The organism is Mesorhizobium sp. WSM4832, from assembly GCF_055811115.1.
Map to the genome: position 1 here is coordinate 45,506 of NZ_JBVVQH010000006.1, position 12,582 is coordinate 58,087.

The 12,582-nt window shown below is 63.8% G+C and carries 14 protein-coding genes and 1 pseudogene; 13 read left to right on the forward strand and 2 right to left on the reverse strand.

Going from position 1 to position 12,582, the window contains the following annotated elements; translation table 11 throughout:
• Positions 1-87 precede the first annotated feature (87 nt).
• The 4 genes from AC0L2L_RS10335 (at position 88) to leuC (ending at position 3,399) form a co-directional block, all read left to right on the forward strand.
• Positions 88-900, forward strand: coding sequence for an amino acid ABC transporter permease (locus tag AC0L2L_RS10335; protein WP_473578063.1), 813 nt, complete (start codon positions 88-90; stop codon positions 898-900).
• Positions 901-958: 58 nt separating this feature from the next.
• Positions 959-1,594, forward strand: coding sequence for a class I SAM-dependent DNA methyltransferase (locus AC0L2L_RS10340; RefSeq protein WP_473578064.1), 636 nt, complete (start codon positions 959-961; stop codon positions 1,592-1,594).
• A 168-nt stretch (positions 1,595-1,762) separates the two neighbouring features.
• Positions 1,763-1,915 (forward strand): hypothetical protein, encoded by a 153-nt coding sequence (locus AC0L2L_RS10345; protein ID WP_198021726.1) that lies wholly within the window; start codon positions 1,763-1,765, stop codon positions 1,913-1,915.
• 74 nt (positions 1,916-1,989) lie between these two features.
• Entirely contained in the window at positions 1,990-3,399 is a 1,410-nt protein-coding gene (gene leuC, locus AC0L2L_RS10350) for a 3-isopropylmalate dehydratase large subunit (RefSeq protein WP_473578065.1), read from the forward strand.
• Positions 3,400-3,460: 61 nt separating this feature from the next.
• Here the strand turns inward: leuC and AC0L2L_RS10355 are convergent, their stop codons facing one another.
• Positions 3,461-3,766: a hypothetical protein gene (locus AC0L2L_RS10355; protein ID WP_473578066.1), complete on the reverse strand. Its 306-nt coding sequence runs from the start codon at positions 3,764-3,766 to the stop codon at positions 3,461-3,463.
• 148 nt (positions 3,767-3,914) lie between these two features.
• Here AC0L2L_RS10355 and AC0L2L_RS10360 point away from each other — a divergent pair, with 148 nt between their 5' ends.
• Both AC0L2L_RS10360 and AC0L2L_RS10365 read left to right on the forward strand, forming a co-directional pair.
• Positions 3,915-5,111, forward strand: coding sequence for a GGDEF domain-containing protein (locus tag AC0L2L_RS10360; protein WP_473578067.1), 1,197 nt, complete (start codon positions 3,915-3,917; stop codon positions 5,109-5,111).
• Between the two features lie 381 nt (positions 5,112-5,492).
• Entirely contained in the window at positions 5,493-6,695 is a 1,203-nt protein-coding gene (locus tag AC0L2L_RS10365) for a GGDEF domain-containing protein (protein WP_473578068.1), read from the forward strand.
• Here the strand turns inward: AC0L2L_RS10365 and AC0L2L_RS10370 are convergent.
• On the reverse strand, positions 6,679-7,035 hold the full coding sequence (locus AC0L2L_RS10370; RefSeq protein ID WP_473578070.1) for a hypothetical protein: 357 nt from the start codon (positions 7,033-7,035) through the stop codon (positions 6,679-6,681). The two genes, AC0L2L_RS10365 and AC0L2L_RS10370, sit on opposite strands and share 17 nt — an antisense overlap.
• 381 nt (positions 7,036-7,416) lie before the next feature.
• Between AC0L2L_RS10370 and AC0L2L_RS10375 the strand changes: the two genes are divergently transcribed.
• The 7 genes and pseudogenes from AC0L2L_RS10375 (at position 7,417) to AC0L2L_RS10405 (ending at position 12,435) form a co-directional block, all read left to right on the forward strand.
• Positions 7,417-7,893, forward strand: a complete 477-nt coding sequence (locus tag AC0L2L_RS10375) for a hypothetical protein (protein ID WP_473578072.1) — start codon at positions 7,417-7,419, stop codon at positions 7,891-7,893.
• A 226-nt stretch (positions 7,894-8,119) separates the two neighbouring features.
• Positions 8,120-8,545, forward strand: coding sequence for a succinate dehydrogenase, cytochrome b556 subunit (sdhC, locus tag AC0L2L_RS10380; protein WP_473578073.1), 426 nt, complete (start codon positions 8,120-8,122; stop codon positions 8,543-8,545).
• The gene (gene sdhD / locus AC0L2L_RS10385; RefSeq protein ID WP_027169071.1) at positions 8,542-8,937 is read left to right on the forward strand and encodes a succinate dehydrogenase, hydrophobic membrane anchor protein; all 396 of its coding nucleotides are present in this window, start codon (positions 8,542-8,544) and stop codon (positions 8,935-8,937) included. Before sdhC ends, sdhD begins: the two co-directional genes overlap by 4 nt.
• A 4-nt stretch (positions 8,938-8,941) precedes the next feature.
• On the forward strand, positions 8,942-10,777 hold the full coding sequence (gene sdhA / locus AC0L2L_RS10390; RefSeq protein ID WP_473578075.1) for a succinate dehydrogenase flavoprotein subunit: 1,836 nt from the start codon (positions 8,942-8,944) through the stop codon (positions 10,775-10,777).
• A gap of 43 nt (positions 10,778-10,820) precedes the next feature.
• Positions 10,821-11,549: a suppressor of fused domain protein gene (locus AC0L2L_RS10395; protein ID WP_473578077.1), complete on the forward strand. Its 729-nt coding sequence runs from the start codon at positions 10,821-10,823 to the stop codon at positions 11,547-11,549.
• 23 nt (positions 11,550-11,572) lie between these two features.
• Positions 11,573-11,656 (forward strand): annotated as a pseudogene (locus tag AC0L2L_RS10400) (DUF3052 domain-containing protein); the annotation flags it as partial.
• Positions 11,656-12,435 (forward strand): succinate dehydrogenase iron-sulfur subunit, encoded by a 780-nt coding sequence (locus AC0L2L_RS10405; RefSeq protein WP_473578078.1) that lies wholly within the window; start codon positions 11,656-11,658, stop codon positions 12,433-12,435. The pseudogene AC0L2L_RS10400 and the gene AC0L2L_RS10405, both read left to right, overlap by 1 nt.
• Positions 12,436-12,582: the final 147 nt, after the last annotated feature.

The window sequence follows — 12,582 nt, forward strand, 5'->3', positions numbered from 1 at the left end:
CCCCCTTGAGGGGGAGATGGCCGGCAGGCCAGAGAGGGGGGCCTGGGCGCTATCCTCTCGGGACGTCCGCTCCACCGGCATCGCCTGATGCCCGCCGTACCATCTTCCGCCAAATCCGAATTCCCCTGGTGGCTGGCCGCCGCGACCGTGCTTGCCTTGGCCGCGGCGCTCGCCATCGCATCCAGCGACCTCTACGCCCAGGTCTTCGCCACCGTCGCCAAGGGCATCGGCATCACCATCTTCGTCACCGCGGTTGCCTTTGCGCTGGCTTCGGCGTTCGGGCTCGGCATTGCGCTGATGGCGCTGTCGGGATCGCAATGGCTGCGCCAGATCGCGCGCTTCTATGTCGAGATCATCCGCGGCGTGCCGATCCTGGTGCTGTTGTTCTGGATCGCCTTTGCCGGCGCGCCGGCTTTCGTCGCCGCCTGGAATGCGTTGACCGCGCCGCTGCAGAGCGCGGGCCTCCTGGGCGAACTGCTGGTGCGCGACGTCTCGCTTTTGTGGCGCGCCATCATGGCGCTGACCATCGGCTATTCGGCCTTCATCTCGGAGGTGTTCCGGGCCGGCATCCAGTCGGTCGAGAAGGGCCAGATCGAAGCCGCCAAGGCGCTCGGGCTCGGCCGAGTGCAGCGATTCCGGCTGATCGTGTTCCCGCAGGCGATCCGCACCATCCTGCCGCCGCTCGGCAACGACTTCGTCGCCATGGTCAAGGATTCCTCGCTGGTCTCGGTGCTCGGCGTCGCCGACATCACCCAGATGGGAAAGGTCTATGCCGCGGGCTCCTTTCGCTTCTTCGAGACCTATTCGATCGTGGCCTATATCTACCTTATCCTGACCGTCGGCCTGTCGCTGGCGCTGCGGGCGCTGGAACAACGGCTGCGCCGGCAGCATCAGGAATAGCCGGACGCCCCTGAGCGCGCTACGATCCTTCAACTGAATATCGCGCAGGACACGCCCCATGAATTTCGACAAGGCCAATGCGGCGCTCGACTCCGTCTACACGGCAGAATCACCGGAAGGGCTCGCCAAGGCTTATGCCGACTGGGCGGCGACCTATGACAGCGAGACCGCCTCGCTCGGCTACCTCCTGCCTTTCCTGATCACCGCCTGGGTGGCGCGCCACGTGCCGGCGGGCGAAGGTCCGCTGCTCGACGCCGGCTGCGGCACGGGCCTGTCGGGACCATCGCTGAAGGCGCTGGGTTATGGCGACATCGCCGGGCTCGACCTTTCCGACGACATGCTGAAGCTTGCCGGCAGCCGCAATGCCTATAGCGAGCTGAAGAAGGCGATGCTCGGCGGGCCGCTGCCTTGGCCCGACCGGCATTTCCGCGCTTTCTTCTCGACCGGCGTCTTCACCATCGGCCATGCGCCGGCCGCCGGCCTGCACGAACTGGTGCGCATCACCAAAAGCGGCGGCCACGCCATCTTCACCGTCCGCGACCAGGTTTTTGAGAGCGGTGGGTTTCAGGCCGTGTTCGACGAACTCCGCGAGGCGAGAAAATGGCGCCTCGCCGAGCAGAGCCCATGGTTCCGCTGCTACGCGATCGGCGACCCGGAAGCGCTGGTGAAGACGTTTGTGTTCGAGGTGATGTGAGCGCCAGCTTCCCTTCCCCCTTGTGGGGGAAGGTGGATCGGCGCGCAGCGCCGAGACGGATGAGGGGTGTTCCAGCGGAGTGAGACGTTGGCGTTCCCTGGAACACCCCTCATCCATCGCCTTCGGCGACACCTTCTCCCACAAGGGGAGAAGGGAGAGTCGCGCTAATTGCCGAAAAGCCAAAACATTGCTATTTACGCCGCCATGGAAAAGCTTTTCAGCGATCCGGCCTACAAGGGTTTCGTGCTGCAGGACAGAAAGCGCCTGCCGTCGCGTTTCTCGGCGCGCGTCTGCGGCGCGCTCACCAGCCGACTTAGCTAAAGCCGACTGATCGCAGTCGTCGCGCCGGATTGCCGGCGACCTATTCCTATTCTCATATCGACGGATTTACGCACATGAGCGCACCGCGCACCCTCTACGACAAGATCTTCGACGACCACACGGTCGACCGCCAGGACGACGGCACCTGCCTGCTCTATATCGACCGCCACCTCGTCCACGAAGTCACCAGCCCGCAGGCCTTCGAGGGCCTGCGCATGAGTGGCCGAAAGGTTCGCCATCCGGAAAAGACGCTGGCCGTGGTCGACCACAACGTCTCGACCTCGCCGGAGCGCAAGTTCGGCATCAAGAACGAGGAAAGCCGCATCCAGGTCGAGGCACTGGCCAGGAACGCCAAGGATTTCGGCATCGAATACTACTCCGAGAACGATATCCGCCAGGGCATCGTCCACATCATCGGGCCGGAGCAGGGCTTCACGCTGCCCGGCATGACCATCGTCTGCGGCGACAGCCACACCTCCACGCACGGCGCCTTCGGCGCGCTCGCGCACGGCATCGGCACGTCGGAGGTCGAGCATGTGCTCGCCACCCAGACGCTGATCCAGCGCAAGGCCAAGAACATGCTGGTGCGCGTCGACGGCCAGTTACCGGAAGGCGTCACCGCCAAGGACATCATCCTCGCCATCATCGGTGAGATCGGCACCGCCGGCGGCACTGGCTATGTCATCGAGTACGCCGGCGAGGCCATCCGCTCGCTGTCGATGGAAGGCCGTATGACGATCTGCAACATGTCGATCGAGGGCGGGGCGCGGGCCGGCCTGATCGCGCCGGACGAGACGACCTTCGCCTATGTCAAGGACAAGCCGCGCGCGCCGAAGGGCGCGGCGTGGGACGCGGCACTCGCCTATTGGCAGACGCTGCAGTCCGACGAGGGCGCGCATTTCGACAAGGTGATCGTGCTCGACGCGGCAAAACTGCCGCCGATCGTCTCCTGGGGCTCCTCGCCCGAGGACGTCGTCTCGGTGCAAGGCATCGTGCCCAATCCGCAGGAGATCGCGGACGAGAACAAGCGCACGTCGAAGATCCGTGCGCTCGACTATATGGGGCTGACGCCGGGAACCAAGATCACCGACATCGAACTCGATCGCGTCTTCATCGGCTCGTGCACCAATGGCCGCATCGAGGACCTGCGCGCCGCCGCCAAGGTGGTCGAAGGCAAGAAGGTCAATCCGCGCGTCAACGCCATGATCGTTCCGGGCTCCGGCCTGGTGAAGGAGCAGGCGGAAGCCGAAGGCCTCGACAAGATCTTCCTCGCCGCCGGTTTCGACTGGCGCGAGCCGGGCTGCTCGATGTGCCTGGCCATGAACGACGACCGGCTGAAGCCGCATGAACGCTGCGCCTCGACCTCGAACCGCAATTTCGAGGGTCGGCAGGGTTTCAAAGGCCGCACCCATCTGGTGTCGCCGGCGATGGCGGCGGCGGCGGCGATCGCCGGCCACTTCGTCGACATCCGCGACTGGAAGTAACGCGTCAGCCGCAAATTTTAAGGCCCGGACACGTCGTCCGGGCCTTTCGCTTTTCAGCGATCTACCTTCGAATAATCTCGTGGAACTCCTCGCGCCGGCCGGGTTCGTCGGCGGCGACGACCAAGGCCAGCTTCCGCTCGTCGAATATCTTGAACCACTCGTCCCATTCGACCAGCTCATAGCCGCCGGCATTGATCGTACGCTCAGGGCGGTCGGTGTCCTCATACGCGTTCTGCCCAAAAACCAGCCGCAGCATGGGCTGCGTTCCGGCCTCGGGCGACACGTCGACGATCGCCGGAAAGCCGGCGCGCGCTGCCGCCCAGGACCGGATTTCATCGTGGTCGGTCAAAGTGATCGTGCCAGCCATTTCAATCGTCTCCTGTCTGGCCGGACAACGTTGCTGCCGCGAGCCGGTTCCGCTCGTTTTCGTACTCTTATCGGTCGCCGCTTAACCGCTTGTTTGGGCTTACGCCCTAATATCTCTCCTTGGGTAAGTTGGGGAAAGTCGCAGTCCTTTGGACACCGGTCTGCTCATAGCGCTGCTTAATCCGACGATAGCGCTGGTGCTCGGCGCTGCGTTCCTCGTGCTGTGGTCCTATCAACGCCATCGTCCGTATCTGGCCACGCTCGGCGCGAGCTATTGCCTGTCGGCGCCGGGTTTCCTGCTGCAATATTTCACGCTTCCGGTCGGCGTGGCGGCGACCAAGCTCGTTTCCAACATCTGTTTCACGATAGCGGCCTGCTGCCTCTCCGGCGCGATCGTCGCGCGTTACGGGCGGCGCGTGCCTTATGTCGGCATCGGTGTCGTGACCGGCGGCGGGCTCGCCGCCTTTATCTGGTTCATGTTCGTCCAGCCGGACCTTACCTGGCGCGTGCTTGGGATGAATTTCGGCTTCGGCGCGCTCAGCCTGCTGGTCGCCGCCGAGCTGAGGACCGTGCGCAACAACGGTCCGACCGAAAAGATTCTCTTCGTGCTGTCGCTGCTTTCGGGCCTGAACTTCATCGCCCGCACGCTGGTCGTCGTGATCGCGCATGGGCCGTTCCCAAGCTATGACGGCTTTTACGGCTCGTCCTACTGGACGACGGCGCTGCTTTCGCATGCGCTCCTGTCGCTGCTGATCGCGCTTTGCCTGTTCACCGCCGCGGCGCTCGATGTGATGCGGGCGCTCAAGGCGGAGACCCACACCGATCCGCTCTCGGGTATCCTCAACCGCCGCGGCTTCGAGGAGCGGTCGACCCTGCTGCTCGATCAGTGCGGCAAGGCCGGATTTCCCGTCGCCCTGGTGCTGGCGGACCTCGATCACTTCAAGGCGCTGAACGACAGGTACGGGCATGAGGCCGGCGACCGGGTGATTGCCGATTTCGCCGCCAAGCTGCGCTCCGCCACCGGCGCGCGCGGAGCAGCCGGCCGCATCGGCGGCGAAGAGTTCGCCGTGCTTTTGCCGCTTAGCGACCTCGCTTCGGCGAGGCTCTTTGCCGAGGCGATCCGCAGCTTCTACTCGGCCGGCGCGATCGATGGCCTGCCGCCCGGCGCCAGGGTCACCGCAAGCTTCGGCGTTGCCGGCCGCTCCGGCACGGAAGGGCTGGCGCCATTGATGCGGCGCGCCGACGAGGCGCTCTACAAGGCCAAGAAGAACGGCCGTGACAGCGTCCGTCTTTCTTACGAGCGGCCCGAAACAACTTTGGTCGCCGAGCCGCTCGCGGCTGGGTGATGCAAGTGGACACCCGCGCCTTCGTCATCCACGGGCGGAGCGACGCGAAGCGGAGCGCAGACCCGAGTATCCATTCCGTGACCTTCGCCGAAGAATGCAGCGGAGCAGAATTCTGCGCCGTGAGCAGCTCTCGAAAGTAACGGAATGGATCCTCGGGTCTGCGCGCGTCGCTTCGCTCCTTGCTTCGCCCGTGGATGACGATCGGAGGGATGGCTCGGCCAATCGCGGAACCAGGCGATTGCCATTGACCTCTAAGCGGCATTCCAAATGCTCTGACGACAAGGCGGGCGTTGCGGCCAATCGCAGGCCTGCGGCCTCCCATAGCGTTAACGTGATTTTCGCCGGTCGATGATTTGCTATCGGTCTAGGGTATAGCAGAACATGGGCAGCGCCGACTTCATCCTGATGATCAACTTGCTCGTCGCCGGGCTGCTGGCGGCGGCGTTCATGACGATTGCCGTCTATGATACCGGGCGCGGGTCGGCGCGCTGGCTTGCCTTCAGCTACCTGCTCGGCATGGCCTATTTCGCCATCGAATTCAGCATCCCCGCCTTCGCGGATGCCCGGCTGCCGGTCGTTGCGGCCTTTGCCGTGTTCCTCGGCGCGACCATCGCCTTCAATGGCGGGCTGGCGCACAAATATGGCATGCGGCCGCCGTGGCCGCCGATGCTGTGCTTCCTGGTCGTCGCTTCGGTCGCCGTCTATCTGGTGCAGGACCTGCCGCGCCATTCGCTGACGCGCATGATGGCCTACCAGCTTCCTTACGCCGCCATGCAGTTCGCCGCTCTCGGCATCGTGCTCTCCTCCCGACAAAGACTTGCGCGGCTCGACCATGTGCTTGCGCTGGTGCTCGGCGCCAGCGCCGTGCAGTTTGCCTCCAAGCCGTTCATCGCGGGTGCGCTGGGCGGCTGGGGCGCCAACCCTCAGGCCTATGTGCAGACCAGCTACGCGCTGGTGTCGCAATCGCTGGGCACCGTGTTCGGGCTGGCGCTGGCGCTGCTTGCTTTAGCCGTCCTGGTGCGCGACGTGCTGGCCGAGGCGACCTCGAAGTCGGAGACCGACGCATTGTCGCGGCTCTTCAACCGCGGCGGCTTCGAGCGTCACGCCGACCTTGCCATGCGCGACGCCGTTCGGCGCGGCGTGCCGGTGGCGCTGGTGATCGCCGATCTCGACTATTTCAAAGGCATCAACGACAGCTATGGCCATGCCTGCGGCGACCGCGTCATCGAGACATTCGCCGGGTTCCTGCGCGAAGCCGCAGCCGAACACCATGTCGCCGGCCGTATCGGCGGCGAGGAGTTCGCCATTATCCTGCCCGGCACCAATCTTGCCGCCGCCCGGCTGTTTGCCGAGGGCGCGCGCAACGCGTTTGGAGCCCTGCCGATCGATGGTCTGCCGGCCGACCATCGCTGCAGCGCGAGCTTCGGCGTGGCGGAGCTGACCGCGGACGAAGGTTTTGCCGCTCTTTTGCGGCGCGCCGACGCTGCGCTCTACGAAGCCAAGAATGCCGGCCGCGACTGCGTGCGCGTATCAGGCGTGGCACGGCGCCGCGCCACGCCGACGGTTTTCAACGGCAAGGGCTGAGATTGGGCATCTCGCCATCGGAAAGTCCGTACATATAGGAGCGGCCCTTCACCAGCACCGGCGGCTGGTAGCAGCCGGGCGCGCCGGGCTCGTCCGATTCGTCGTAGACCACGGCAGGCTGGCCGGCGCTGGTGTAATCGGAAAGTTGTTTGGCAAGCTTGCCCTCGCCGACGATGATGCGCTTGTAGCCGGCGGCGCTGTCGATGACGAGATTGCCGAAAGAATCGGCATAGACACGATCGTGATGGCGCAAGCCGGCTTCGGCCGGCGCGGCGATTGCAACCGAGAACGCCACCAGCGATCCGGCCGCAAGCACTATCCGCACTGAATTCAAACGCATGTCGCTCTCCCTTGATCGACGCGACGGATCGCGCCCGCAATCCGGTTCGAATCAGAAATTAACTCTTTCTTAACCTTTGTTAAGAGGCGGAAGGCTTCCGGAGCCGGTTCTTAAGGAACATGGTTAATTTCGGAGGCGCCGGTTGTTGCCTCGCCGCGGGACCGTCGTGACGACCGGACCGTCCGCCCTGACTCAACGTGAGCTTGATCTTCAGGCGCCACGTGGTTAGAGCAGTTCACCGTTTCACTGAGAACGGCAGACCGCCCTATCTCTTTGTTTTGATGCAATTCCGGACGGAAGCTGCGGCGAAGGCGCCGAACCTAACCGGTTCACACTTCTCCTGGAATTGCCGTAGCGTGCCGCGCACGAAAGGGGCAGCGAATGAGCTTTGGCCACACGGTTCGGGTGTCGATCGCGATCCCGCTGCTTCTCGCGGCCGCGGCCTGCGTGCCGCAGGACAACGCGCCGAAGGCGGCGAATGCCACAACGCCTGCGGCGGCCCAGCCGTCCGCCGCGCCCACGACGTCGCCGGTGCCGGCAACGTCTCCGGTAATTGCAACTGCCAAGACGCCCGCAACGCCTGCACCAACCAAGATCATCACCGACCTTACCGTGCCGCGATCCGGTGTCGGCACGGCCACCTACAGGTGCGGCAATGGCGGTGTGATCACCATCCAGAATCTCGGCTCGTCGCTGCGCGTGGTCCGGCCGGATGGCACGACCGAGGAGTTTGCGGCCTCGCCCGCCAACCAGAGCAGCCGCTACCAGGAAGCGGCGACGCATGACGCAATCGTGATCGACGGGCGCGAGGCGCTGGTGATGAAGCGGGGATCCACCCCGCAGACCTGTAGAAGGTAGCGCTGTTTGTTGCACTGCAGCGAACGCTGCGCCGGCTTCGAAACAGCCGCTAATCGATTGAAGCGCGGGACCGCCAATTTGTCAGACTAAATGATGTTTCCAAAACGATTTTCCGGCTTTGACGCGGTGCAAAAAGAGCATTAGAAACCGGCTGTCCGGAGCCATATATGCAGGCTGCAAACGCCGCATTCCATAGCGGCTTCCAGGATGCCGAACTGGGGGAGCCATGAGCAAATCACCAGCCACCCGCGCAGTTGCCAGACGTGAACGGCCTCTCTCGCCGCACCTGTCGATCTACCGGCCGCCGATCACGATGACGATGTCGATCATCCATCGCATCACCGGCGGCGCGCTTTATTTCGGCACGCTGCTGGTGGCGGCGTGGCTGATCGCGGCTTCGAGCTCGCAGGCCGCTTTCGACTGGGTCAACTGGGCCTTCGGCTCCTGGCTCGGCCGGCTGGTTCTCTTCGGCTACACCTGGGCGCTGATGCACCACATGCTGGGCGGTTTGCGCCACCTCGTCTGGGACACCGGGGCGGGATTGGAAAAAAACACCGCGTCGAAGATCGCCTGGGCGACGCTCGCCGGCTCGATCGTGCTGACGCTCTTGATCTGGATCGCCGGCTACATGGCGCGGGGGGGCCTGGCATGAGCGGTTACAACAACGACATGCGCACGCCGCTCGGCAAGGTGCGCGGCCTCGGTTCCGCCCGCGAGGGCACGCAGCATTTCTGGCGCCAGCGGCTGACGGCGATCGCCAATATACCGCTGCTCCTGTTCTTCGTCGGCTTCCTGATCGCGGTCAACGGCCACGGCTATACGGAAGTGCGGGCAGCGCTCGCCAATCCCTTCGTGGCGCTGGTGCTGGCTCTGGTGCTGATTTCCGGCCTCTACCACATGCGGCTCGGCATGCAGGTCATCATCGAGGACTATGTGCATGGCGAAGGCATGAAACTGGCGCTGATCGCTCTCAACACCTTCTTCGCAGTGGCAGTCGGCGTCGCGTCGCTCTTCGCCCTGCTCAAACTGGCATTCGGAGGCTGACGTCTTGGCCAATCCAAACACCGCTGACGCGGCTTCCGCCTACACCTTTGTCGACCACAAATTCGATGTCGTGATCGTCGGCGCCGGCGGCGCCGGCCTGCGCGCCACGCTCGGCATGGCCGAGCAGGGATTGCGCACCGCCTGCATCACCAAGGTGTTCCCGACGCGCTCGCACACCGTTGCCGCGCAAGGCGGCATCGCCGCCTCACTCGCCAATATGGGCCCCGACAACTGGCAGTGGCACCTGTTCGACACCGTCAAGGGGTCGGACTGGCTGGGCGACATCGATGCGCAGGAATACATGGTGCGCGAGGCGCCCGCGGCAGTCTACGAGCTCGAGCACTACGGCGTGCCTTTCTCGCGCACGGAAGAGGGCAAGATCTACCAGCGGCCCTTCGGCGGCATGATGATGAATTTCGGCGAAGGCCCACCGGTGCAGCGCACCTGCGCCGCCGCCGACCGTACCGGCCATGCCATGCTGCACACGCTCTATGGCCAGTCGCTGAAGAACAACGCGCAGTTCTTCATCGAATATTTCGCGCTCGACCTGATCACCGAGCCGGACGGCACCTGCACCGGGGTCGTGGCCTGGAACCTCGATGACGGCACCATCCACCGTTTCTCGGCCAAGATGGTGGTGCTGGCGACCGGCGGCTATGGCCGCGCCTATTTCTCCGCCACGTCGGCGCATACCTGCACCGGCGACGGCGGCGGCATGGCCGCGCGCGCAGGGCTCGCGCTGCAGGACATGGAGTTCGTGCAGTTCCACCCGACCGGCATTTATGGCGCCGGCTGCCTGATCACCGAAGGCGCGCGCGGCGAGGGCGGCTATCTCGTCAATTCCGAAGGCGAGCGCTTCATGGAGCGCTATGCGCCGTCGGCCAAGGATCTTGCCTCGCGCGACGTGGTCTCGCGCTGCATGACGATGGAGATCCGCGAAGGCCGCGGCGTCGGGCCGAAGAAGGATCACATCTTCCTGCATCTCGACCATCTCGACCCGGCGGTGCTGCACGAGCGGCTGCCCGGCATTTCGGAATCGGCGAAGATCTTCGCCGGCGTCGACCTCACCAAGGAGCCGATCCCGGTGCTGCCGACGGTGCATTACAACATGGGCGGCGTGCCGACCAACTATTGGGGCGAGGTGCTCAGCCCAACGGCCAAGGCCCCGGATCGCGTATTGCCCGGCCTGATGGCTGTCGGCGAAGCCGGCTGCGCTTCGGTGCACGGCGCCAACCGGCTGGGCTCCAACTCGCTGATCGACCTCGTCGTGTTCGGCCGCGCGGCGGCGCTGCGCGCCGGTCAGGTGATCGACCGCAAGTCGGCGATCCCCTCGCCCAACGCAGCCTCGGTCGACAAGATCATGGACCGCTTCGACAGGCTGCGTCACGCCAACGGCTCGACACCAACGGCCGTGCTGCGTGAAAAGATGCAGAAGGCGATGCAGGAGGACGCGGCGGTCTTCCGCACGCAGGAATCGCTGGACAATGGCTGCAAGCGCATCTCTGCGATCTGGGACGAGCTCAAGGACATCAAGGTCTTCGACCGCTCGATGATCTGGAACTCCGACCTTGTCGAGACGCTGGAGCTGGAAAACCTGATGGCCAACGCCATCACCACCGTCCACGGCGCGGCGGCGCGCAAGGAGAGCCGCGGCGCGCATGCGCGGGAAGACTTCTCGGCTCGCGACGACGCCAACTGGCGCAAGCACACGCTGGCCCGCGTCAGCGAGGACGGCAAGGTGACGCTCACTTACCGGCCGGTGCATACCGAGACGCTGCTGGCCGAAAAGGACGGCGGCATCAGCCTCGCCAAGATCGCGCCGAAGGCCAGGGTGTATTGACGCGGCAATGATAAAGCGGTCGAAATTACCCGACGGAACTTCAGTGTACGACTACACTGGTGTGAGAACGGAGTTTCGAGGTCCGAGAGATGTCGCCGTCTACTTGGTGGAAATCGAAGGATATCTGGAAGAGTTCCTGGGCGTCCAAGCAGGTGTTTTTCACGAAATCATCTCTGATAAAGTGCATCTTGATATACTAGTGTTTCCGCCAAACGAGGTGAGGAATAACTGGACTCTTGTAACGAGCGGGATGAGCGATCTCCCGATGAATGTTCCGGACAATCTCCACCCTCGTGAGGATTTTGAACGGGCCGAACTGGTTTTCACGCTGCCGGCGTCATGGTTTGCTGCTGGGGAAAACGGAATGATCCCCGAAAGCCAACTCGCTGATCCGAATAAATACTGGCCCATCCGCTTGATGAAGTCGCTCGCCCGGATGCCTCACGATTATGGAAGCTGGATCTGGAGTTCGCATACCGTTGCATCACAAGGCAGTCCGCCGGAGCCTTACGCCCAGAACACCAAAATGTCCGGCATAATTCTTCTCCGTCCACCGAGTTGGCCCGACAAGAAAGATATCCTCCGTGCAGCCGACGGCACTAAGGTTAACTTCTTCACCGTCGTCCCGTTACACGCGGATGAGATGACGTTGAAGCTGAATAAGGGTGTGGAGGCTCTGATTATCGCACTCGACACCGCGGGTGTTTCCGATGTGTTGGATGCAGGCAGACCAAGCGTCGTCAAGAAGAAGCGTTACCTAGGGCTTTTCTGATGACGATTGCGCTAATCTCTATGAGCAACCTTGTCGACGTCAAGGTCGCCGCCGTCAACGAAATCTGGTCCGGGCTGAAGCTCGTCATCCGAAAGGACCGCAGATAATGGTCGAACTCACGCTTCCCAAGAATTCCAAGGTCAAGCAGGGCAAGACCTGGCCGAAGCCGGAGGGTGCCACGAACCTGCGCGAGTACCGCATCTACCGCTGGTCGCCGGACGACGGCGGCAACCCGCGCATGGACACCTATTTCGTCGACATGGACGATTGCGGGCCGATGGTGCTCGACGCGCTGCTGTGGATCAAGAACAAGATCGACCCGACGCTGACGCTGCGCCGCTCCTGCCGCGAAGGCATCTGCGGCTCCTGCGCCATGAACATCGACGGCTCGAACACGCTGGCCTGCACCAAGGGCGCCGAGGACATTTCGGGCGCGGTGAAGATCTACCCGCTGCCGCATATGCCGGTGATCAAGGACCTGGTGCCCGACCTCACCAATTTCTATGCCCAGCACGCCTCGATCGAGCCGTGGCTGAAGACGGTCTCGCCGACGCCGGCCAAGGAATGGCTGCAGAGCCATGAGGACCGCGAGAAGCTCGACGGGCTTTACGAATGCATCCTGTGCGCCTGCTGCTCGACGTCGTGCCCGAGCTACTGGTGGAACGGCGATCGCTATCTCGGCCCGGCGACGCTGCTGCAGGCCTATCGCTGGCTAATCGACAGCCGCGACGAGGCGACAGGCGAGCGGCTCGACAATCTGGAAGACCCGTTCAGGCTCTATCGCTGCCACACCATCATGAACTGCGCGCAGACTTGTCCCAAGGGGCTCAACCCCGCGAAGGCGATCGCCGAGATCAAGAAGATGATGGTGGAACGCCGCGTCTAGGACTTGGCGGCTCAACTTCGTACGTAGCGATCCTTCGCGCGCCCCCCTCTGTCCTACCGGGCATCTCCCCCTCTAGGGGGGAGATTGGCTGTCATCGCGGCTTTCGCCAATCTCCAACGTTGAAGGACCAGTGCCGCCGGCGAAACT